21 protein-coding genes are annotated in these 21,632 nt (G+C 46.4%); 13 read left to right on the top strand and 8 right to left on the bottom strand.

Going from position 1 to position 21,632, the window contains the following annotated elements; all coding sequences use genetic code 11:
- Positions 1-47 precede the first annotated feature (47 nt).
- Positions 48-278: a hypothetical protein gene (locus tag ABIE50_RS16115; RefSeq protein ID WP_209857193.1), complete on the bottom strand. Its 231-nt coding sequence runs from the start codon at positions 276-278 to the stop codon at positions 48-50.
- A gap of 456 nt (positions 279-734) precedes the next feature.
- On the opposite strand from ABIE50_RS16115, the gene ABIE50_RS16110 reads away from it, so the two are divergent.
- Complete coding sequence (locus ABIE50_RS16110) at positions 735-1,655, top strand: helix-turn-helix transcriptional regulator (protein WP_142685386.1); 921 nt, start codon at positions 735-737, stop codon at positions 1,653-1,655.
- Between the two features lie 42 nt (positions 1,656-1,697).
- On the opposite strand, the gene ABIE50_RS16105 is transcribed toward ABIE50_RS16110, so the two are convergent.
- Positions 1,698-2,783 (bottom strand): family 20 glycosylhydrolase, encoded by a 1,086-nt coding sequence (locus tag ABIE50_RS16105; RefSeq protein WP_209857191.1) that lies wholly within the window; start codon positions 2,781-2,783, stop codon positions 1,698-1,700.
- Positions 2,784-2,923: 140 nt separating this feature from the next.
- Here ABIE50_RS16105 and ABIE50_RS16100 point away from each other — a divergent pair, with 140 nt between their 5' ends.
- Positions 2,924-4,009, top strand: a complete 1,086-nt coding sequence (locus ABIE50_RS16100; RefSeq protein ID WP_209857189.1) for an AI-2E family transporter — start codon at positions 2,924-2,926, stop codon at positions 4,007-4,009.
- 63 nt (positions 4,010-4,072) lie between these two features.
- Here ABIE50_RS16100 and ABIE50_RS16095 read toward each other — a convergent pair whose 3' ends face one another.
- The 5 genes from ABIE50_RS16095 to ABIE50_RS16075 form a co-directional block, all read right to left on the bottom strand.
- Positions 4,073-7,198 carry an efflux RND transporter permease subunit gene (locus ABIE50_RS16095; RefSeq protein ID WP_209857187.1) on the bottom strand — a complete coding sequence of 1,042 codons (3,126 nt, stop codon included), beginning with the start codon at positions 7,196-7,198 and terminating at the stop codon, positions 4,073-4,075.
- A gap of 11 nt (positions 7,199-7,209) precedes the next feature.
- Entirely contained in the window at positions 7,210-8,319 is a 1,110-nt protein-coding gene (locus tag ABIE50_RS16090) for an efflux RND transporter periplasmic adaptor subunit (RefSeq protein ID WP_209857185.1), read from the bottom strand.
- Positions 8,320-8,332: 13 nt separating this feature from the next.
- Entirely contained in the window at positions 8,333-9,616 is a 1,284-nt protein-coding gene (locus ABIE50_RS16085) for a TolC family protein (protein ID WP_209857183.1), read from the bottom strand.
- Positions 9,617-9,687: 71 nt separating this feature from the next.
- The gene (locus ABIE50_RS16080; RefSeq protein WP_209857181.1) at positions 9,688-11,058 is read right to left on the bottom strand and encodes a sensor histidine kinase; all 1,371 of its coding nucleotides are present in this window, start codon (positions 11,056-11,058) and stop codon (positions 9,688-9,690) included.
- Positions 11,059-11,061: 3 nt separating this feature from the next.
- Positions 11,062-11,742: a response regulator transcription factor gene (locus ABIE50_RS16075; RefSeq protein ID WP_209857178.1), complete on the bottom strand. Its 681-nt coding sequence runs from the start codon at positions 11,740-11,742 to the stop codon at positions 11,062-11,064.
- Positions 11,743-11,885: 143 nt separating this feature from the next.
- Here ABIE50_RS16075 and ABIE50_RS16070 point away from each other — a divergent pair, with 143 nt between their 5' ends.
- The 5 genes from ABIE50_RS16070 to ABIE50_RS16050 all read left to right on the top strand — a co-directional run bounded on the left by ABIE50_RS16070 (position 11,886) and on the right by ABIE50_RS16050 (position 14,933).
- On the top strand, positions 11,886-12,440 hold the full coding sequence (locus ABIE50_RS16070) for a GNAT family N-acetyltransferase (RefSeq protein ID WP_209857168.1): 555 nt from the start codon (positions 11,886-11,888) through the stop codon (positions 12,438-12,440).
- Positions 12,441-12,452: 12 nt separating this feature from the next.
- A complete protein-coding gene (locus ABIE50_RS16065) occupies positions 12,453-12,947 on the top strand; it encodes a GNAT family N-acetyltransferase (RefSeq protein WP_209857166.1) in 495 nt (164 codons plus the stop codon).
- 57 nt (positions 12,948-13,004) lie between these two features.
- The gene (locus ABIE50_RS16060) at positions 13,005-13,421 is read left to right on the top strand and encodes an EamA family transporter (protein WP_142685376.1); all 417 of its coding nucleotides are present in this window, start codon (positions 13,005-13,007) and stop codon (positions 13,419-13,421) included.
- A 142-nt stretch (positions 13,422-13,563) separates the two neighbouring features.
- On the top strand, positions 13,564-14,121 hold the full coding sequence (locus ABIE50_RS16055) for a helix-turn-helix domain-containing protein (protein ID WP_209867496.1): 558 nt from the start codon (positions 13,564-13,566) through the stop codon (positions 14,119-14,121).
- On the top strand, positions 14,016-14,933 hold the full coding sequence (locus ABIE50_RS16050; protein WP_209867494.1) for an IS3 family transposase: 918 nt from the start codon (positions 14,016-14,018) through the stop codon (positions 14,931-14,933). Before ABIE50_RS16055 ends, ABIE50_RS16050 begins: the two co-directional genes overlap by 106 nt.
- A 108-nt stretch (positions 14,934-15,041) precedes the next feature.
- Here the strand turns inward: ABIE50_RS16050 and ABIE50_RS16045 are convergent, their stop codons facing one another.
- Positions 15,042-15,692 (bottom strand): helix-turn-helix transcriptional regulator, encoded by a 651-nt coding sequence (locus ABIE50_RS16045; protein ID WP_142685375.1) that lies wholly within the window; start codon positions 15,690-15,692, stop codon positions 15,042-15,044.
- A gap of 138 nt (positions 15,693-15,830) precedes the next feature.
- On the opposite strand from ABIE50_RS16045, the gene ABIE50_RS16040 reads away from it, so the two are divergent.
- The 6 genes from ABIE50_RS16040 to ABIE50_RS16015 are packed head-to-tail and all read left to right on the top strand — an operon-like array spanning position 15,831 to position 21,631.
- Entirely contained in the window at positions 15,831-16,400 is a 570-nt protein-coding gene (locus ABIE50_RS16040; protein WP_142685374.1) for an NADPH-dependent FMN reductase, read from the top strand.
- 54 nt (positions 16,401-16,454) lie between these two features.
- Positions 16,455-16,781: a HesB/IscA family protein gene (locus ABIE50_RS16035; RefSeq protein ID WP_142685373.1), complete on the top strand. Its 327-nt coding sequence runs from the start codon at positions 16,455-16,457 to the stop codon at positions 16,779-16,781.
- 13 nt (positions 16,782-16,794) lie between these two features.
- A complete protein-coding gene (gene sufB / locus ABIE50_RS16030) occupies positions 16,795-18,240 on the top strand; it encodes a Fe-S cluster assembly protein SufB (RefSeq protein ID WP_209867299.1) in 1,446 nt (481 codons plus the stop codon).
- Positions 18,241-18,283: 43 nt separating this feature from the next.
- Positions 18,284-19,048 carry a Fe-S cluster assembly ATPase SufC gene (sufC, locus tag ABIE50_RS16025; protein WP_142685371.1) on the top strand — a complete coding sequence of 255 codons (765 nt, stop codon included), beginning with the start codon at positions 18,284-18,286 and terminating at the stop codon, positions 19,046-19,048.
- Between the two features lie 8 nt (positions 19,049-19,056).
- Positions 19,057-20,376: a Fe-S cluster assembly protein SufD gene (sufD, locus tag ABIE50_RS16020; RefSeq protein WP_209867297.1), complete on the top strand. Its 1,320-nt coding sequence runs from the start codon at positions 19,057-19,059 to the stop codon at positions 20,374-20,376.
- 7 nt (positions 20,377-20,383) lie between these two features.
- Positions 20,384-21,631, top strand: a complete 1,248-nt coding sequence (locus tag ABIE50_RS16015) for an aminotransferase class V-fold PLP-dependent enzyme (RefSeq protein ID WP_209867295.1) — start codon at positions 20,384-20,386, stop codon at positions 21,629-21,631.
- Position 21,632: the final 1 nt, after the last annotated feature.

Below are 21,632 nucleotides of genomic sequence, written 5' to 3'. Positions count from 1 at the left end.
CGCCAAACCCGGAAGTAATGGCATCAAAAACCAGGTGGATGTTATTTTCAGTGATGATTCTCTTTTTGTTTTTGCAGCTCGTACTGCAGCTTCCGCAGCTTTTCTTCGAGTCTGCAATATCTTTCCTTTGCCTCGTGCAGCTGGAATAATAACGAGGCTTCTTTCTGTTCCTGTTTCACCAGATTAACATTTGCTGCCCGCAGGGCCCTGAAATGGTGGAACAATATCGTCCAGCCCAATAACAATAATAAAACTAAAACAATGATGACGGCTACCATAAAATAAAAAGGTTAAACTTTCCTGTGCCAACTATGCTGAACTGCCGGACAATGGCGTTGCGAATGGCCCGCAACTCCATAACAGGATTTATAGGACAAAATGACTTTAATGGTTAATGATCCTTTTGACTGGCCTGACTGATGGTATATACATGACACGACTATCAAATTTATTCATTCCTGCAGTTACCGGTTTGTCCATTTTAGCTTTTTTGATTTTTTTCCTGCCGCGAACCCTGGTTCCCGATAGCTTTTTTCTATATATTAAAAATATTTACACTAAGACAATTGTATATCATTCTGAAAATCAATCATATAAAATGATCTAAAAATTTACTCCGGGAGAACCATAAAAAAAATTAAATTAGGCATCATATTTCACGTAATTATCTTCTGACACAGGACTTAGCTCAGCATACCGGATCCGATGAAAGTCAACTAAATCCCTCATATTGTATGGCCGCCCTACTTACCAAAGAACAACTCGAAAATTTTGCTTTACAGGGATTATCTTATGCAGATGATCATGTAAGTGATCCCTTCAATATTAAAGATGTGGCGGAACGCCTCGGTATTTCCTATTCCTATTTTTATCACACTTTTGCCAGCTATATGGGAGAACCATTCTGGCACTATGTAAAGCGGCACCGCCTGGAACTGGGTGCTGGCCTGTTACGGCATAGCGGTTATAACATCAGCGAAATAAGCGAATATTGCGGATATGCCACCATCGCCGCTTTCAGCAAAGCCTTCAAGCTGCACTTTAAAGAAAGCCCCAAGGATTTCCGCCGTATCATTATCCTGCCCAATGAAAGCAGAACACTCCAGATCACTAAAACCATTACCAACGCATTGGGCAATGAAGCATTCCAGGAACTGTTCAACTACGATCGCTGTGAAAAGATCAGGATGCCGGACAGCGTCCTCTACTACTCCTTCATCTCCCGGGGCCAGGACCCCATCGCAGAAATGATCGCCAGGATGAACTTTTATCACAACCTGTTTAAAAAGATGCAGACATTATACGATCTGCCACAAAGCAGGATCATTACGGGAACCCTCGATGCAGTACCGGTAACCAACTATGAAAAATTATCCATGTTTGCCGGACTGCTGATTCCTGCATCGGCTATTGGCGCACATATACAACTGCAAAAGAACCATGCCTATCTCGCCACCAAACGGATAGCGGGCGGCAATTATCTCAAACTGCCGGTGCCTATGGACTTTGCCACCGCTGGCATGCCCATGTACAACTTTATCAGCACCAATTGTAAAGAAGGAGTATTCAAAATGAGCGGGAATCACTTTTTTATTTCGCTCGACGGCCCGAAATATTCTGAAATATTTATCCCGCTGCTCAAAAAACATTATTAAAAAGAAGGGAATAACCAGACCCTTATTCCCTTCCCTGCTCTACTATCTGGTAAATATCGCCCGGAAACAATTGGCGCTTGTATTCACTGTATCTTTCTGCGGTTTGCCTGTTCCGTAAAACTCATTCAGGAAACCGGCGGCATCCGTCCACACCGTTTGCATCATCCCCCGGAAACGCGGCTTCATTTCTTTGGTGGCGCTGGCTCGGTAATCGTACATATCTTTCAGTTGCTGCTTTGCATTGGCAGGCATTCTCCACGGACAGGTAATTACCGCCAATCCCTTCATGGCCAGGTATACCGGCGTTTTATCAGGGCGCTCATAATGCCAGTCGCAGATGATCACATCTTTTGGAACCAGGTCCACCGCACGGTGCGTATTGTTCATACTCGCCTCCCAGGCGCCTAAACCGGTAAGCTTGCCATCCAGCAACCGGTCGCCCCACATCCATAGCTCACGGCCCTTTTCCGCCAGGTGATTGCGGATCGCCCATACTTCCCCGGCAAATAATTCTGCCTTATCACGACCACCGCAACGGGGGCATTTATCTTCCCCGATATAAAAAACTTCATCCATGCCCGCATGAAAGGCGGTACTTTCAAACACATCACAGATCTCATCTACCAGCTCAAAAACAATTTTATGTACGCCCGGGTGTAACGGGCAATAACTTTTACAATACAGTCCGTCGGCATTAGGCCATACATAGTTTGCCGGCAGCTTCACCCAGGGCGTCTCATCAAAGTCCGGGTATATCTTCAGCAGGTTGCCAATGGTACCTGCCCACGACTGATGCCCAAGCAAATTGATCTGTGGTATCAGGCGGATGTTGTGTTTTCGGCAGGTTTGAACCAGCTGCTTTACCTGCTGTTCCGTTAAAGCGCCTGCATCACGCAGCTCAGGATGTGATTTAAACTGGTAATTAAAATCAACACGCAACACCAATGTGTTGATATGCCGCGGCGCCAGCTCGGTATCAATAAATTTAAGGAAAGAAACCAGGCCTTCCGCTCTGGGCGCTGCTATACAAAAACCGCGCACAGGAAGCGTGTCCGCCGGCAAGGGTTTTGCAAAGGAAAGGGACACACTGCCACCAACAAGCAGTAAAAGGGCAAACAATTTTTTCATAAGTGATAAATTTTTTCAGGCATGCCCTAAAATAAAGAAAGCAAGGCGTAACTGCAACCTTTTCGATGTAACAAATGTATAATCACCTTCCCGTGTTATACACCTTGATTTTTAATATCTTTGATAAAAGCACTACCTCCATGAACGAGATCAAACTTCCGTTTACTGCCCGTCTCACTTTTACCCTTTTTTCCATCATCCTTATTATTTACATTGCCCACGTAGGCAGCGGTATCATTGTTCCGCTCATGTTTGCCATGCTTATTGCCATCATGCTGCTGCCTGTGGTTCACCAACTGGAAAAATGGCGCATTCCCCGCGGACTGGCAGCTATTATAGCCGTATTGTTGTTTATCATAGCCCTGGTACTGTTAATACTACTGCTGGGCAAACAAATGGAAGCCTTTATTTCCGACTTCCCCCAGCTGGAACAGAAACTGATGCTGGTGATCGACTCCACCCAGGATTGGGTGAACACCAAATTCCATATCAACTCCAGCACCCAGATGAATTACGTGGAAAAAGCCATGATGGGCACACTGGGCACTGCTACCAGCTTCATCAGTCAAACATTCCTTTCTGTTTCTTCCCTGTTAATATTTGTAGTGTTTGTATTCCTGTATGCTTTCTTTATTCTCTTTTACCGCAGGTTGCTGGTATCTTTCCTGATAAAGATCTTCCAGGAACAGCACCGGGAAAAACTGCTCATTGTTATTGCCAGCACCCGCACCATTATTAAAAGCTATGTAGGCGGACTGATGATAGAAATGGTGATAATAGCAGTTCTCAATACAACGCTGTTTTTTATCCTTGGCATCAAATACGCTATCCTGCTTGGGGTAATGGCAGCCATCTTCAATATTATTCCGTATGTGGGCATTTTAACAGCTGCTATTCTCATTATCCTGGTCACCCTGGCTACGGGCACGCCTATACAAGCATTACAGGCAGGGATCGCCCTGTTCCTCATTCACGTGTTCGACAGCAACATCCTGTTCCCCAGTATTGTGGGGTCTAAGGTGAAGATCAACGCATTGGTCACTATTGTGGGCGTTGTACTCGGCAATATGTTATGGGGCATTCCCGGAATGTTTCTCGCCATCCCTACTATCGCCATCATTAAAATTATTTGTCAGAATATCGAAGAAATGGCCCCCTGGGCTATCCTGCTGGGTGATGAATCCAAACCGAAAGTGAAGAAGGTGAAAATGCTGAAAAAAGACTAACAAAAAAGTTGTCCCCGGCATCATCACCGGGGACAACTTCTCACTATAAATCACAACCAATCGCTACGATAATAACGGCTCTTTCTTCAACCGGTTCTTATATACCCAGTAAAACACAACCGGGAATATAAAAAGATTGAAAAAAGTATCCGTGATCAACCCACCTATTACCACACGGGCCAGCGGCCGTGCCGTTTCAGATCCAATACCCATACTGGTGGCAGCGGGAAGTAACCCGATAGCCGCCATCATCGCGGTCATGATCACGGGGCGTATCCTCGACTCCACCCCTTCCAGGATGGCACCCTGCAAATTGAAATGCGCGCCCGCGTGCATGGTACGCACATTCATTTTGAACTTCGATAACAGGATCACACCATTTTGTACACAGATCCCAAACAAAGCTATAAAGCCAATACCAGCTGATATACTAAAGTTCATCCCGGTAAGCCACAGGGAAAAGATACCGCCAATGATCGCAAACGGCACATTATTCAGTACCAGCAGCGCATCCTTCACCTTACCGAAAAGAATAAACAGGATCAGGAAAATCAACAATAAACTAATGGGCACTACCTGCATCAGCCGTTTTGTGGCCCGTTGCTGGTTCTCAAAATCGCCGGCCCACTCCAGGGCATATCCCTTCGGCAAAGAGATTTGCTCATTCACTTTATGTTGCGCCTCTGCAATGGTACTGCCCAGATCCCTGCCTCTTACCGAAAACTTAATAGCCCCATACCGCATATGCTTATCCCTGTAAATCATACTAGGTCCTACTATATGCTCAATTTCCGCGATCTCTTTCAACGGGATCTTATTGCCCCGTATAGTCGGTATCGTTAGATTGCCAATGGATACCTCGCTTTCCCTGAAACTTTCGGGATAGCGTATACGAAGATCGAAGCTCTTCTCCCCTTCATAAATGCGGGTAGCCGCCTTTCCCCCTATGGCCATTTCTATAACGGAATTCGCATCTTCCGTGGTCACCCCATACAGGGCCATCTTCTGCTGGTCAAGGTTAATGCGCAGCTCCGGCTGGCCAATATTCCGCAGGATACCCAAATCCTCAATACCATGCACCCCTTTCAGGATCTTCTCAATCGATTCTTCCTTCTCCTCTATCAATTTAAAATCATCTCCAAACAACTTCACTACAATAGAGCCCTTTACACCGGAAACCGCTTCCTCCACATTGTCCATGATCGGTTGGGAGAAATTCAGCGTAATACCGGGGATACCATCCAGTTTATTGTTCATCTGCTCTATCAGCCTTGCTTTCGTGAGACCGCTCTTCCACTCGCTTTGCGGATAAATATCTACGTGAAACTCAATATTATAAAATCCTGTTGCATCGGTTCCATCATTCGGGCGGCCTGTTTGAGACATTACCTGCTTTACTTCCGGGAACGTCAGCAGCTTACGCCTGATATCATTGGCCACCTTTACCGACTCATCCAGCGATGTGCTCAGCGGCCCCGTAGCCCGGATATAAATAGCCCCTTCATTCAACTGGGGCAGGAATTCGGTGCCCAGGAACCTGAAACAGTATAACCCAAACGCCAGTACGATAAGCGATACGGTAAAGGCTATACGCCGGTGACGGAAGCAATAGTTAAAGATCCGCAGCGTGATACGGTTAATAAATTCCAGGAAAACATTATGCTTCTCCTTTACATTCTTCCGGAGCAATACGCTGGCCAGCGCCGGCACCAGGGTAAATGTAAGGATCAGTGCGCCCAGCAGGGCAAACCCCAGCGTCCAGGCAAGCGGCGAAAACATCTTTCCCTCCACTTTCTCAAAAGTAAAAATAGGCAGCAACCCGGTGATGATGATCAGCTTTGCAAAAAAGATCCCCTTGCCATTTTCAAGGCAGGCCCTGCGGATCATTCCCGCTTTACTCAGCTTATTGAACCGGTGCATCCCCACACTATGCGCTTTCCTGTCGAGCACCACGAAAATCCCTTCCATCATTACCACGGCCCCGTCTATAATGATCCCGAAGTCGATAGCTCCCATAGACAACAAATTAGCGCTCATCCCTTTGATCCGTAAACAAATGAACGCGAACAACAGCGCCAGCGGGATCACCACCGATACGATCACCGTAGTGCGCCAGTCGGCCATGAACAGGAAGACGATCACCGTTACAAAAATGATCCCTTCCAGCATATTATGCAAAACAGTATGCGTGGAAAAATCGATCAGGTCTTCCCGGTTATAAAATGGTTTTATCTTTACATCATCCGGCAAAATACGTGTATTCAGCTCCGTTATCTTTTGTTTCAGCGCTTCAATCACGGCTGCAGGGTTCTCCCCTTTCCGCATTACCACAATACCTTCCACAACATCATAGTCCTGGTCGCGCCCCACCTGTCCCAGCCTGGGCAGCGCCGATATGCTTACATCGGCTACATCCTTTACCAGTATGGGCGTACCATTGATATGATCTACAATAATATTTTTGATCTCTTCTGTATTATTGAGGATACCTATCCCTCTCACCACATATGCCTGTGCATTTTTTACGATCACATCCCCGCCAACATTGATATTACTTTTAGATAATGCCTGGTACATCTCCTGTGCTGTAATATCATACTGTACAGCCTTATCAGGGTCAATAGTTACCTGGTAAATTTTCACCTCTCCTCCGAAGCTTACAATATCCGCTACTCCGGGCACTGACAACAGATTCCGCTCAATCACCCAGTCCTGCAGGGTTTTCAGCTCTGCTACCGATAATTTGCTGCTCTGCAGTGTATAGCGGTAAATTTCCCCGGTGGGGCCATAGGGCGGCTCTATCTCGGGATCTACTCCATCCGGCAGCGAAGCGGATGTAATGTTGTTATTGATCTGTTGCCGTGCAAAAGTATCGTCCACATCATCATCAAAAATCACTTTCACTACAGATAATCCAAACAGTGAGGAAGAACGGATATGCGTTTTCTTTTGCGCCCGGTTCATGGCAATCTCTATCGGTCTTGTTACAAACTTCTCCACCTCTTCTGCGCTCCTGCCCTGCCATTGCGTGATAATGGTTACGGATGTATTGGTAACATCCGGGAAGGCATCCACACCGATCTGCTTAAAGCTGATGTAGCCGGCAACAGCCAATACCCCTGTAGCAAAAAAAATGAAGTATCTGTTGCTTAAAGAAAAAGCAAGTATGCGCTTAATAAATCTGTTCATAATAGTGGCCTTTACTGCTGATCCTTCAGCGTTTCATAAATGAATACCTGCCTGGAAGCTATTACCTGCTCTCCCTCCTGTAAACCGGCACTGATATAGGCGCGTCCCTCACTGGTTTTCTCCACCTTCACTTCCTTTACCGTTACACCGCTCTTCGCGTTGGAGCGCACTAATACATAATATTTGTCGTGATCAAAAATGATCCCCCTCGAAGGGATGCTTACCGTATTACTATCGGAATGACGGTTGGCTTTGACCCTTACAAACATCTCAGGCTTCAGCAGGAAACCGGGGTTATCCACTACCACCCTGGCTTTCATTACTTTATTCTCAGGATCCAGTACGTTGTAAATTTTATCGATAGTACCATAGAAAATTTTATCCGGGTAAGACAAAGTACTCATCTGTACTTTATCACCCTCGTGAATGCCGGCGATATCCGATTCAAAGATGTTGATCATCGCCCATACATTATTAAGATCAGCCACCACGAAAATGGGATCAGTGTTATCCGGCCGCCACTGCATACTTTCAGCAGCCCGCTTACTGATCACAAATCCCGGCACCGGTGCTTTCACGGCATAGTCGGTACGATGCCCGCCCCCGTTGATCTCCAGGATGGCCTGCGATTTATTGTAAGCGGCAACGGCCTTGTCATAAGTACTTTTGGCTTCTTCATATTCCCGGAGGGAGTTTAACCCGCTCTTATAAAATGATTCCGCTACTTCCATATTTCTCCTGGCGGTTTCCATATCGTTAACGGATATACGCTGATCTGCCGTGAACCCAGCCATCTCAGGGCTTTTAATGATAGCCAGCACCTGGCCTTTTTGTACAAAATCGCCGGAGTGGACCTTTACAGCGGTAACAATACCGCTCACCATCGGGAAAATACGTGCCGTCTTATCTTCGTTCTCGGTGATCTTCCCGGTAAGCAGTATTTCACTTTCAACAGGCCGGACGGTTGCAGTATCAACTACCAGCGTGCGGAGCAAAGAATCAGAAAGCGTCCATGAACGGGGTGCTTCAGGCGCTGCTTTGCTGCCGCAGCCGGTGATGATACTACTAAGGGATATAATGATAACAATTGCAGGTATATGACGTTTTACTGAATATTGCATGTGAGAAAATTTATCAGGGATGAAAAACAGGCGTGCCGGTACTGAAATTAAGCGACTCCAGCGCATGCAGGCGATCGTATTTCAGCGCATTCATTTTAAGGACATTGTTCCGGTAGGCATCATACAGGTCGATGAATTCGAGTAGCCCGATGTTGTGAAGCCTGAAATTTTTTTCCACCTCATTCATCATGATGGTATATTCATTTTCAAACCCCGGATCAAACTCACTTATCAGCTTCTCTGTTTGCAGCGCCAGCTGGTAACTGTTCATCACTTCATGCGCCAGCTCATCTTCCTGCCCTTCCAGCTGCAGCTTGCTGCTCTCCAACGCTACCCTGGCGGTTTTTATGTTCCCCTGGTTGCGGTTAAAAAATGGCAGCGGCATGGATATGTTCAGTCCATTATAATTGCGTTCAAAGTTGCCCTGCTTATCGTATGAAAATCCTACCTGCAGATCTGGTACAGCCATCGATTTCTGCAGCCGCAGGTTCAGGTGATTATAGTTCACTGTTTCCTGCGCTATCTTCAGGTCATAACGGTTTTCCCGTGCTGTATCCAGCAGCGACTGATAACTGTAAGTCAGCGCCTGCGGCTTCTCTCCCGCGCCTTCCGGCAATACCGGCCGGATCACAGTACCCGGTGGCACCCTTATGAGCAACGCCAGCTCCGACTGCCTTTGCAGAATATCCTGTTGCAGTGATAAATGATCATGCTGTAAGTCGTACAACATCGATTTGATACGCACCAGCTCTTTGGGTGCAATATTGCCCCGGGCCTGCTGCGCGGTAAACACGCTCACCACCGTTTGCAAAAAAGCAATCTGGCTGGCAAAGGTTTCCAGCGACCGTTGTTTATAATAGAGATCATAAAAGTTATCGTGAAGAGAAAAACGCAGGGTGCGCAACAGGTCGTAGAACTGGTATTCGCTCATCTTTACCCCGCTCTGTGCCAGCTTTACCGCCTTATTCCGCTTACCGGCCATTTTAAACAATTGTTCTGCCTGCAGGGTGTTCTGTCCTTCATAGGAGAAGTCGAACCACTTCCTGGTAGTATGGTTATACAACCCGTTTTCAAAAGTCACCTGCGGGTTATCATACAGCCTGGCTGTGATCACGCCGGCTTTGGCCGAATCAATACTGTAACGCTGGGTAAGTAAAGGGATATTTTTTTGCAGGAATTGCTGCTCCGCCTGCGGCAATGTTATCGTTAATGTGTCTTTCTCCTGTGCTGATGCAGCGGTACGGAACACAGTGGCAAACAGTACAAGCCAGGTAAGCCCTGCTAATCTATTGATCATACAACTTTTTTTCGTTGCACAAAGATGGCGTAAGGCTATTAGCAGCTTATTAGAATAAAGTTAAAACCGGATTAGAATTTACCGGCAGGCGTAAAGAATATATTAAACGTAGTGCCCTGGCCTATTACACTGCTTACGGTGACAGTGGCTTTATGCAGATGCAGGATCTTTTGAGTCATCGATAAACCGATGCCATACCCGTCGAAAGTATGCGCATTATCCGCCCGGTACAACGGCATAAATATCTTTTCTGTGTCTGCCGCCTCAATGCCAATACCTTTGTCGCTTACAGAGAGGCTAAGGCCGCTGTTGCTGTAGGAAAGCAGGCAACTAACGTCATGGTTATACGAAAATTTAAACGCATTCCGGAGAATATTCTGTAACGCCAGCGTCAGCAGGGAACGGTTGCCCCGGATACACAGCAGGGAAGCATCCTCCGGCAGGCCGCTGAGCTGTACATGCAACTGCGATGCGGGTGTTTTGTGGCGCCAGTATTCCGACAGCTCCCACAGTAGTTCGTCCAGCCGGATCAATTCACTATTGGCTTCCGTAAGGTTAGCATCCACCCTGGTAAGCTGCAGCAAGCCATCGGTAATGATCTTCAGCTTTTCAGATTCACCCAGTAAAGTACCCAGCGTTTGCACATACTCTTCCCGGCTGCGGCTGTTCTGAAGCGTTACTTCTATCTCCCCGATAATGGTAGTTAAAGGTGTACGCAACTCATGGGATGCATTGGATACAAATGAGCGCTGCATATCAAAGGCCTGTTCCAGGTGTTGCAGCAGGCCATTAAAATTAGTGGCCAGTTCATCTATTTCATCTTTATTCAACCCTTGCTGTACACGCATATGCAGGTTATTGGAGCGGATCTTCTGTACCTGCCGGTTAATGTTCTTAATAGGCTCCAGCGCCCTGCTGGCATACCATTGCCCCATCAGGAAAATGATGAGCAGCGCCGCAAAGAACATGACGATGAGTATCCATAAAAGATATTGCAGTTGCTGGATGCCTGCCGTATTACGCGCGGTAACAATCACTACAAAATCGCCCTGGTTATCGGGATAATAAATGCCCAACCCCGATTCTTCCCGGAAACGGAACCGGTACACTTCTTTATGACGGATGGTTTCCAACAGGGATACCGGCCAGTTATACCTCGTTTTTTCAATAAATACACCCTGGTTATGCTGATCATAAATATTACTGGATTCATCGGGTATGCGTTCCCGGTAGCTCTTTTCAATCTCCAGGAATTTCTTTTTTGTGAGCTCATCTTTTTCAAGGTATACCTGCGCAGTTACCAGCGCACGCATCTGCAACAGTTTATAAAAACTGTTCTGGATATATTGGGCGGATAACAGGTATATCAGTACGAAAACAACGGTGAGGATAATGCCTGAGATCAGCGTAAACTGCAGTGATAACCGGTGACGGATCTTCATAAGCTATTTCTGTTTCATCACATAACCCATCCCTACTACCGTATGGATCAGCTTCTCGCCGGTAAAGCCCTTCTCTATTTTATTCCGGAGATAGTTAACGTATACATCAATAGTGTTGGTACCTGTGTCGAACTCCAGTCCCCATACGGCTTCAGAAATAAGCGCCCGGGAAAGCACTTTACCGGTATTGCGGAGCAACAATTCCAGCAGTGCGTATTCTTTTGCGGTGAGCACAATTTCCTGTCCTTCGCGGCTGGCAGTTTTAGTGTGGGTATTCAGCTGCAGATCTGCAAAGGTAAGCACCGCCTGTTCCTGGTGGAAATGGCTTTTCCTCCTTGACAATGCATTGATACGGGCTATCAGTTCAGAGAAGTGAAAAGGCTTGGCCAGGTAATCATCTGCGCCGGCATTCAGCCCTTCTACAATATCCTGTGTAGCATTCAGCGCAGTAAGCATTAATACAGGCACAGCAATATCCAGTGCGCGCAGGTTCCTGCAAACGGTAGTACCGTTGATGCCCGGCAACATCAGGTCCAGTAAAATCAGATCATAGTCCTGCTCCAGGGCTGCCTGCTGACCGCCAATGCCATCTGTATACACATCCACCTGGTGGTGATGCTCTTCCAGTCCCCTTTTAATAAAAGCCCCCACTTTAACTTCATCTTCTATAACCAGTATTTTCATATCAAAAAATTATAAGCAATAACCCCTGCAAAAGTAGGATTGTTTACCCGGGCGGGCATTAAAGCGGGATTAAAATCAATGTTCCTATGGACAATATATCAATATCTGTTAGCTTTGCGTTCATCTAAACCGGCAACCAGATCATGCATTTACCTGTTTTAAGTACCGGCGACCTGGTGCTGCGACCTATAGAAGACAAAGACGCTGCCGCACTGTTCAGCCACTTCTCGGATGATGCGGTCACAAAATATATGGATATTGATTCCTTCACCAATATCAGTGAAGCCACCCAGATCATCCAGTTCTTTCACCAGAGCCTGGAAAAGGAAGAAGGCATGCGATGGGCCATTACACTGGCCGGGAGGGATGAACTGATAGGTACCTGCGGGTATCATAAGATCAGCAAAACACATTTCAAAGCCGAGATTGGTTACGACCTGCGGCCCTTCTACTGGGGTAAGGGCATTATGAAAGATGCGGTAAGCGTTATGCTCGCCTACGGCTATGAAGAGTTGCAGTTTAACCGCATAGAAGCTTTTGTGGATCCCGAAAACATCGCGTCGTCCAAGCTGCTGACCAGGCTGGGATTCCGTTACGAAGGTTTCCTGAGGGATGCTTTTTTTGAGAAAGGAAAATTTGTAAACGCGGAGCTTTACAGTCTTTTAAGGAGCGAGCACACACGTGAATCCATCTTTTAATTATTATACACTATGAGCTTACAATTCCGGCATGCTACGGAAGCCGACCTGCCAAGGATCGTTGAAATTTATAACACTACCATTGCCAGTAGGATGGTGACTGCCGATACTTCACCGGTAACCGTTGAAAGCCGCCTGGCCTGGTTTCATGCGCACGACAGTATCCGTCGCCCCCTGTGGATGATTGACAGCAACGGCAGCAATGCGGGATGGATGAGCTTCCAGTCCTTTTACGGCCGACCCGCCTACAACGGCACCGTAGAAATAAGTATCTATCTCGATGAAAGCGCCAGGGGCAAAGGGTTTGGAAAGGAAATACTGCAATATGCTATTAGCATAGGACCGGAATTTGGTGTGCAAACATTGCTGGGTTTCATCTTTGCACATAATGAGCCCAGCCTGAAACTGTTTATGAAGATGGGCTTTGAAGAATGGGCGCACCTGCCGGAAATAGCGGTGCTGGATGGCGTGGAAAGAAGTTTGAAAATTTTAGGAAGAAAGATCTGAGGCGCTACAATATTTCTACAGTTTTGAGAAATAACTTCGGACCTAAACCAGGAAAATATGTGGTGGATTTATGCTTTGCTGTCTGCTTTCTTTGCGGCCTTAACTGCTATCCTTGCCAAGATCGGGGTAGCGGATATTCCTTCCAACCTGGCCACAGCCATCAGAACGCTCGTGATACTGGTGCTGGCCTGGGCCATTGTGTTTGCGGGAGGGGAATATAAAAGTGTGGGCACCGTTTCAAAGCACGGGTTGCTATTCCTTATATTATCTGGTATTGCCACCGGCTGCTCCTGGCTTTTTTATTTTAAGGCGCTCCAGGCCGGGCAGGTGTCGCAGGTAGCCCCGGTGGATAAACTCAGTGTAGCGCTCACTATTGTATTATCAGCCATTTTCCTGCACGAAGCCATCACGCTGAAAACAGCCATTGGAGCTGGGCTTATTATTGCGGGCACACTGGTGCTCATCTTAAAATAACGCGGATGTTGTCTGACTCAGGATTAAACTTATTACGCTGATTACACTGATTTGATTACTGTGGATTTAAAAGATTTGGGGAGATAAAAGCGAAGGTATGTACTGCCCCCTAAAAGTTAGACACTTTTAGGGGGCATTTTTTATGGATAAACGCAGGAAATACAGTTTTGAGCAAAAATTAGCAATTGTGAGGGCAGTTTGGAATGATCATCAGTCCGTTAGTTCAGTGGCCAGACGTTATGGATGTAGTCGTTTTTGTATCCAACAATGGCTTGAGCATTATCGAATCGCAGGTAAAGCAAGCCTAAAGTTGCAGGTTGGTTTAAAGGTGTACACGAGTAGATTCAGGGTCAAAGTAGTTGAGGAAATTTTAAATAAGCCCTTATCTTTGATGGAGGCCAGCGCTATTTTCGGTATCTCAAGTGCTCCTACCATCTATAACTGGTTATGTATATACAAGCGTGAGGGCCGCCAGGGATTACTAATGGTGGGAAGTGGTCAAAAGAAACAACCCATGAAACGTAAAACATCGAAAGTAGATCAGAACTTAACAACTGAACAACAAGAATTAGCAGCCCTGAAAGCGGAAAATGAATGGCTGCGCACCGAAAATGCGTACCTAAAAAAGTTGGATGCCTTAATGAAGGAAGAACAAGCTCAAAACAAAAAGAAAAAAGAGCAAAAGCCATCAGGGAATTAAGGCGCGATTACAACCAGGATCTGCTTTTAAAAGCAGCAGGGATGGCAAGAAGTACATTTTACTATTATCAGAAAACGCGACAAGACAAAAGAACAAATCTAAAAACTCAAATCCTGCAGATTTATCATCATCATCAAGGCAGATATGGCTATAGACGAATTATGCTGGCTGTAAGAAAACAAGGCATCATTGTTAACCATAAAACTGTACTGCGAATCATGAGAGAATTGGGGATTAAGTCATTGGTAAAAGTAAAGAAGTACAAATCCTATAAAGGGGAACTTGGTAAAATAGCCCCCAATCTGCTACAACGTAATTTTTATGCTGCCAAGCCCAATCAGAAATGGGTAACAGATGTAACGGAGTTTAGTGTAGGAGGGGAAAAATTGTATTTATCACCAATCATGGACTTATATAACGGTGAAATAATCAGCTATACATTGGATAGACATTCCAGAGGTAATCAGACTGTAGAAATGCTAAAGAATGCCTTGACTAAGCTGCCAAAAAAAACAAAATTAATCATTCACTCTGATCAGGGATGGCAATACCAAATGAAGGCCTGGCAACGATTATTTAAGGGCAATAAAATCAGGCAAAGTATGTCTAGAAAAGGGAATTGCCTCGATAATGCAGCTATGGAAGGCTTCTTTTCAATATTGAAGTCAGAGTTGTTTTATCTGAAAAAATATGATTCCATAATTACACTGGAAAAGGATATTCGAGAATATATAGAATATTATAATAATGATAGAATCAAATTAAAACTAAACGGCTTGAGTCCAATACAATATCGAACTCAAGCCGCCTAATCAAAAAAAGTCTAAACTTTGGGGTGCAGTACAGGTATTCGCTTTTATCTCCCCAAATCCTTTATAATCATTACAAGATCAAATCAGCGTAATAAGTTTAATCCTGAGTCAGACAACATCCGCGGCTTCAATTTTATACACGCAACGGCGGGCGCCATTGATGATATGCTCCATACGGGATACATTCATTTTTTCGCCGAGTATGCTGACAAAGGTCCGCATCTCTGAAGTACAGATATTGTCGCATTCTGTGGCGGCACAGCAAATGGGACAGTGATTTTCTATAAAGTAATAGGTATCGCCTTCTTTTTTCCATTCGGCCAGGTAGCCTTCGCCGGAACGGATGGCTGCAAACGAGGTGAGCCGGTTTTCCAGACCGTTAACGCCTTCGAGGGCGCTGCTGTATTTCTCGAGCTGGCTTTTTTCCCTGGCGTTTACCACGTTATCGAGCGCTTCCTTACCTAATACATTCTTAATGGTTTGAATGATCTGAAGGGTGAGTTCGGTATGGGTATCCGGGAAGCGGGCATTACCCAGCGGGGTAAGGCTCCATATTAAAACAGGGCGTCCTACGCCTTTGGAAGCACTTTCCGACTGCACCAGTCCCTCTTCTGCCAGCTTCAGCAGTTGAAGACGGGCGCCCTCTCCGGTAATACCCAATTCATTGGCCAGTTCTGCTGCAGGCAGGGGCCCCCTGGTCTTGAGCAAGGTCAAAAACCGGTCGGCAGCATTCTTGGTTCGTATTGGATAATTTTCCAAGTTCTTACTTGTTTTATTCTCAAATATCGGTATTTTTGTGAAAGCTAAAAAAAAGATTTTGGGATTTTGGTGAGTTTATGAGATCCTTCATCAAAATTTAATCTCATAATCATTTTAATCTCTAAATGTTAAATATTAATGAACGTCCTGATATTTAATGGTGCAATAGATGACCGTCCTTATGCCACTTCCAACCAGTTGGCGGCATACCTGACGGAAAGGTTGAAAGAGAATGGATTTTCCCCAGAGATCTTTAGTCTTGGTAACACCCAGATCCCATTTTTCTCCCAGGCAGAAGCAGGATTGAAGCCACCCGCGGTAGATGCCATGTGTAAAGCCTTTTGCAAGGCTGACCTGCATATCTGGATGACTCCATTATATCATGGCAGCATGACGGGCGCCATGAAAAATTGCCTGGACTGGCTGGAAATGACAAGCAAGAACCAGCGTCCTTATTTAACAGGAAAGGTTGTAGCTTTGCTGTCCTGGGCAGACGGCACCCAGGCGATGCAGGGTATAAACGCAATGGATGCAGTGGCTAAGGCGCTGAGAGCGTGGGTGTTGCCATACTCCCTGCCGATTTTGAAAGACAACCTGTATGACCCGGCAACCCGCGGGATCACCGAGTTCTATAAAAATAAACTGGATATGATGGTACAGTTGCTGTGTGCGGCCAAATCGCATGTAGTAGCTGGTATTGAAGGATAAAAGATAAGGAAGGCCGGGAAACCGGTAAATAGCTAATAAAAACAAATTCTGAGTATGATAACCGTTTCAGAAAAAGCAGGAGAATATATCAAAGCGCTGATGGAAAAAGAACATCATGCGCCAGGCACCTTTGTACGTGTAGGCGTAAAAGGTGGTGGATGCTCAGGTCTTGAATATGTGTTGAAATTTGAAGCAACCGAAGAAGAAGGCGACCAGGTTTTTGAAGATAAAGGCGTAAAAGTAGTGGTACAGATGAAAAGTCTCCTTTACCTGTATGGTACGGAGTTGGACTATTCAGACGGACTTAACGGAAAAGGCCTCTACTTTAACAATCCAAATGCAACCAGAACCTGTAGCTGCGGCGAGAGCTTTGCGGTTTAAATATTAAACTTGTATGATCAACAGTAACGAAATAATTGATGATATAGCCAATAAGGAATACGAGTTTGGCTTTAGCACCGATATTGAAATGGATATAGCTCCCCCGGGGCTGAATGAAGATATCATCCGTTTTATTTCGGCGAAGAAGAATGAACCCGAATGGCTACTGGAATGGCGCCTGAAAGGATTTGCCGCATTTAAAAAAATGGAATTTCCCAAATGGCAGCATTTTGAAATGCCGGAGCTGGATCTCCAGGCACTTTCCTATTATGCAGCGCCACGTAAGAAAAAACAGCTCAACAGCCTGGACGAAGTAGATCCGGAACTGCTGGCTACTTTCGAAAAACTGGGTATTCCCCTCAATGAACAGAAAGCGCTTACCGGCGTAGCCGTGGATGCCGTTTTCGACAGCGTGTCTGTAGCCACCACTTTCAAAGGCAAACTGAAAGAAATGGGCGTGATCTTCTGCTCATTCGGTGAAGCCGTGCAGGAACATCCTGATCTGGTAAAGAAATACCTGGGCAGCGTGGTACCTCACACAGATAATATCTTCGCTGCGCTCAACGCCGCCGTATTTTCCGATGGCTCTTTCGTTTACATTCCCAAAGGAGTACGCTGCCCGATGGAACTGAGCACTTACTTCCGTATCAATGCCCAGAACACCGGCCAGTTTGAACGCACCCTGATCATTGCCGACGATAACAGTTACGTAAGCTATCTCGAAGGCTGCACCGCCCCTATGCGCGATGAAAATCAGCTGCATGCGGCAGTAGTGGAACTGATAGCCCTGGAACAGGCTGAAATAAAATACTCTACCGTACAAAACTGGTATCCCGGCGATAAAGACGGTAAAGGCGGTATCTATAACTTCGTTACCAAAAGAGGTATCTGCAAAGGCGCTGCCAGCAAGATCTCCTGGACACAGGTGGAAACCGGTTCCGCTATTACCTGGAAATACCCCAGCGTAATCCTGCAGGGCGATCACTCAGAAGGTGAATTCTATTCCGTAGCAGTAGTCCGCAACAAACAGATCGCTGATACCGGTACCAAGATCCACCACATCGGTAAAGGCACCAAAAGCCGTATCATCTCCAAAGGTATTTCCGCCGGCCGGGGTGATAACAGCTACCGCGGACTGGTAGCCGTAGGGCCCCGGGCAGATAATGCACGTAACTTTACCCAGTGCGACTCCCTGCTCATCGGTAACCAATGCGGTTCACACACCTTCCCATACATCGAATCAAGGAACAAAACTGCCATGATCGAACACGAAGCCACCACTTCGAAGATCGGGGAAGACCAGATCTTCTATCTGAACCAGCGGGGCATCGACAGCGAAAAAGCAGTTGCCCTCATCGTAAACGGTTATGTGAAGGAAGTACTGAACCAGCTGCCAATGGAATTTGCAGTGGAAGCACAAAAATTATTATCTATTACACTTGAAGGAAGTGTTGGATAATTCATTATCCAACTTAATACATACAGAACGAAATAAAACAATCATGCTGACGATCAAAAATCTGCACGCAGAAGTAGAAGGGAAAAAAATTCTGAAAGGCATTAATCTCGAAATAAACAAAGGAGAAATGCATGCTATCATGGGGCCCAACGGTTCCGGTAAAAGCTCACTGGCTTCTGTTCTCGCCGGACGTGATAACTACACGGTTACCGAAGGGGAAGTTTGGTTCAATGGCAAAAATCTGCTGGATATGGCTCCGGAAGACCGCGCCCGTGAAGGTGTTTTCCTCGCTTTTCAATACCCTGTTGAAATACCAGGTGTTTCTAATCTCAACTTCCTTAAAACCGCACTGAATGAAATCAGGGCGTACAAAGGCCTTCCCGCCCTCGAAGCAAGGGAATTCCTGAAGCTGACCAAAGAAAAACAACAGCTGGTTGACTTCCACTCCAACCTGATGAACCGTTCCCTCAACGAAGGATTCAGCGGCGGAGAAAAGAAACGTAACGAAATTTTCCAACTGGCGATGCTGGACCCTCAGCTGGCTATACTGGATGAAACAGATTCCGGACTGGATATCGATGCACTGCGTATTGTTTCCAATGGAGTGAACAAATTACGTGATGCAGAAAAATCCTTCGTAGTAATTACCCACTATCAACGCCTGCTGGAGTATATCATACCTGACTTTGTACATGTATTATACAATGGCCGTATCATTAAAACCGGTACCAAAGAGCTGGCACTGGAACTTGAAGAAAGAGGATACGACTGGCTGAAAGAGGAATTACATTTGAAAGAATCTGTATAAAAAGAACTATGACAAGCGATATGATATTGCCATTTTACCAGGCGTTAACTGAAGATGTAAATGCACTGTCGGCGCAGGTTCCCTCCCTCGCTACAGATATATTGCAGGATGTCCGCCGCAAAGCGCTGGAGCGTTTTTCAACGATAGGCCTTCCTACGTTGAAAACGGAAGCATGGCGCTACACGAATATTCAGCGCTACCTGAAAGAGTTTTCATATGAACTGCTCTCTACCGCTTCCTGTGTACCGGAAGATGTGGTGAACAGTACTGCCATTCCTGAACTGGACTGCTACCGCATTGTGCTGGTAAACGGCCATCTCCAGGCAGAACAATCTACACTGCCGCAAGGTAAAGGCATCACCGTTGGCGCAATGAGCGCCCACACTACCGCCCCCGGTTTCGCTGCTTATTTCAACGAACAGCAGCACCTGGCAGCCGAATCAATGGCGCAACTGAATACAGCCCTCTTTGCAGATGGCCTGTATATTGAACTGGCAGCCAACACCGTGATCGATAAACCCATACATGTAGTACACGTTTACTCCTGTACAGCGCATGCTTTCATTCAGCCCCGCCACCTGTGGGTACTGAACAGGAACGCTGCCGCTACCATTATCGAAACTTCCATACACCCGGAAACCAATACCATCGCATTTGCGAACAGCGTACTGGAAACCGTGGTAATGGAAAACGCGGAACTGTGGCACTATAATGTACAACAGGGCGCAGAAAGCTTCCGTGAAGTACATACCACCGCTGCACAGCAACATAAAGACAGCCGTTACCATCATTTTAATTTCACCCTGCCCGGTACCCCGTTCACCCGTAACAACCTGAGCGTGGCGCTTAATGGCAGTCATACCGAAACTAACCTGAACGGCCTCTATATTGCCAGCAAGCACCAGCATGTAGATAACCATACCTTTATGGATCACATCATGCCCGATTGCAACAGCAACGAACTGTACAAAGGCGTACTGCTCGATAACGCCAACGGCGTATTTACCGGCAAGATCCTTGTACACCAGGAAGCACAGAAAACAAATGCTTTCCAGCAGAACAATAACCTCCTGCTCGGTACCAAAGCGGACATAAACTCCCAGCCACAGCTGGAAATTTATGCCGATGATGTAAAGTGCAGCCACGGTTTTACTGCCGGTCAGTTCAGCGAGGAGTCCATGTTCTACCTCCGCTCACGCGGTATTGGTGAAGATGCGGCAAAAGCACTGATGGTAAACGCCTTCTCCCACGATATCACAGATGCTGTGAAGGTGCCTGCCCTGCAACATTTCCTGCAGACGCAGATTGCGGAGATCATGAATAACTAAATTAACGATGGAACATATTGCTAACATAGTCACCGAAGGCCTGGATGTAAAGCAGATCAGAAAGGATTTTCCTATCCTGCAGCAACAGGTACATGGTAAACCGCTGGTATACTTCGATAACGGAGCTACCACGCAGAAACCACAGGTCGTAATAAACGCGGAAGCCCGCTATTACGAAGAATATAACAGCAATGTGCACCGGGGTGTACATCACCTGAGCCAGGTAGCTACCAACGCATACGAAAAAGCCCGCATCACCATTGCAGGCTATATCAATGCCGCCGATCCCCATGAAGTGATCTTCACTGCAGGCACCACCGCCGGCATCAACCTGGTGGCCAATACCTTCAGCCGCCGTTTCCTCAAGGAAGGCGACAGCGTGATCATTTCTGCCATGGAGCACCATAGTAATATAGTGCCCTGGCAAATTGCCTGCGAAGAAACCGGCGCCAAACTGAAAGTAATTCCTATCAACGATCGCGGAGAGCTCCTCATGGATGCTTACAAAGCCCTGCTGGACGACTCCGTGAAAATAGTAGCCGTTACCTATGTTTCCAATACCATGGGAACCATTAACCCGGTACAGGATATCATAACGCTGGCGCATGCACGTAATATCCCGGTACTGCTCGATGCTGCACAGGCTATCCAGCATATCAGCATCGATGTACAGGCACTGGATGTAGATTTCCTGGCCTTCTCCGGCCATAAAATTTATGGTCCTACCGGTACCGGCGTGCTCTATGGTAAAAAGGCCTGGCTCGATAAACTGCCCCCCTACCAGGGCGGCGGAGATATGATCAAAACCGTTACTTTCGAAAAAACGATCTACAACGAACTGCCGTATAAATTTGAAGCAGGTACGCCCAACATTGCCGGTGGCATCGCACTGGGCACCGCTATCGAATACCTGCAGCAAACCGGTATCTCTAAAATCCAGCAATGGGAAGAAGAGCTGATGGAATATGCCATGCAGGAATTGCGTAAGATCGATGGGATCCGCTTTATCGGCGACGCGGCAGAAAGAAGCGGCGCCATCTCCTTCCTGGTACACAACATCCACCCGTTTGATATGGGTGAACTGCTGGACCAGCAAGGCATCGCAGTAAGAACAGGGCACCATTGCACCGAACCACTGATGGATATCTTTAAGATCCCCGGCACCGTGCGCGCTTCCCTTTCTTTCTATAATACCAAAGAAGAAATAGACAAACTGGTAGCCGGCATCAAAAGAGCCGTCGCCATGCTTTTGTAAA

Source organism: Chitinophaga sp. OAE865, assembly GCF_040546735.1.
Lineage (GTDB): Bacteria > Bacteroidota > Bacteroidia > Chitinophagales > Chitinophagaceae > Chitinophaga > Chitinophaga polysaccharea_A.
Note: the sequence above shows the minus strand (reverse complement) of the source record. Positions and strands in the feature narration are given on the sequence as shown.

What these genes read in the sequence shown, in the direction of transcription:
- sufD (WP_209867297.1), top strand. Translation starts at nt 19,057, where the DNA reads ATGACAAGCGATATGATATTGCCATTTTACCAGGCGTTAACTGAAGAT.
- ABIE50_RS16075 (WP_209857178.1), bottom strand. Translation starts at nt 11,742, where the DNA reads ATGAAAATACTGGTTATAGAAGATGAAGTTAAAGTGGGGGCTTTTATT.
- ABIE50_RS16015 (WP_209867295.1), top strand. Translation starts at nt 20,384, where the DNA reads ATGGAACATATTGCTAACATAGTCACCGAAGGCCTGGATGTAAAGCAG.
- sufC (WP_142685371.1), top strand. Translation starts at nt 18,284, where the DNA reads ATGCTGACGATCAAAAATCTGCACGCAGAAGTAGAAGGGAAAAAAATT.
- ABIE50_RS16085 (WP_209857183.1), bottom strand. Translation starts at nt 9,616, where the DNA reads ATGATCAATAGATTAGCAGGGCTTACCTGGCTTGTACTGTTTGCCACT.
- ABIE50_RS16110 (WP_142685386.1), top strand. Translation starts at nt 735, where the DNA reads ATGGCCGCCCTACTTACCAAAGAACAACTCGAAAATTTTGCTTTACAG.
- ABIE50_RS16055 (WP_209867496.1), top strand. Translation starts at nt 13,564, where the DNA reads ATGGATAAACGCAGGAAATACAGTTTTGAGCAAAAATTAGCAATTGTG.
- ABIE50_RS16035 (WP_142685373.1), top strand. Translation starts at nt 16,455, where the DNA reads ATGATAACCGTTTCAGAAAAAGCAGGAGAATATATCAAAGCGCTGATG.
- ABIE50_RS16040 (WP_142685374.1), top strand. Translation starts at nt 15,831, where the DNA reads ATGAACGTCCTGATATTTAATGGTGCAATAGATGACCGTCCTTATGCC.
- ABIE50_RS16090 (WP_209857185.1), bottom strand. Translation starts at nt 8,319, where the DNA reads ATGCAATATTCAGTAAAACGTCATATACCTGCAATTGTTATCATTATA.
- ABIE50_RS16095 (WP_209857187.1), bottom strand. Translation starts at nt 7,198, where the DNA reads ATGAACAGATTTATTAAGCGCATACTTGCTTTTTCTTTAAGCAACAGA.
- ABIE50_RS16100 (WP_209857189.1), top strand. Translation starts at nt 2,924, where the DNA reads ATGAACGAGATCAAACTTCCGTTTACTGCCCGTCTCACTTTTACCCTT.
- ABIE50_RS16070 (WP_209857168.1), top strand. Translation starts at nt 11,886, where the DNA reads ATGCATTTACCTGTTTTAAGTACCGGCGACCTGGTGCTGCGACCTATA.
- sufB (WP_209867299.1), top strand. Translation starts at nt 16,795, where the DNA reads ATGATCAACAGTAACGAAATAATTGATGATATAGCCAATAAGGAATAC.
- ABIE50_RS16080 (WP_209857181.1), bottom strand. Translation starts at nt 11,058, where the DNA reads ATGAAGATCCGTCACCGGTTATCACTGCAGTTTACGCTGATCTCAGGC.
- ABIE50_RS16115 (WP_209857193.1), bottom strand. Translation starts at nt 278, where the DNA reads ATGGTAGCCGTCATCATTGTTTTAGTTTTATTATTGTTATTGGGCTGG.
- ABIE50_RS16050 (WP_209867494.1), top strand. Translation starts at nt 14,016, where the DNA reads ATGGCTGCGCACCGAAAATGCGTACCTAAAAAAGTTGGATGCCTTAAT.
- ABIE50_RS16065 (WP_209857166.1), top strand. Translation starts at nt 12,453, where the DNA reads ATGAGCTTACAATTCCGGCATGCTACGGAAGCCGACCTGCCAAGGATC.
- ABIE50_RS16105 (WP_209857191.1), bottom strand. Translation starts at nt 2,783, where the DNA reads ATGAAAAAATTGTTTGCCCTTTTACTGCTTGTTGGTGGCAGTGTGTCC.
- ABIE50_RS16060 (WP_142685376.1), top strand. Translation starts at nt 13,005, where the DNA reads ATGTGGTGGATTTATGCTTTGCTGTCTGCTTTCTTTGCGGCCTTAACT.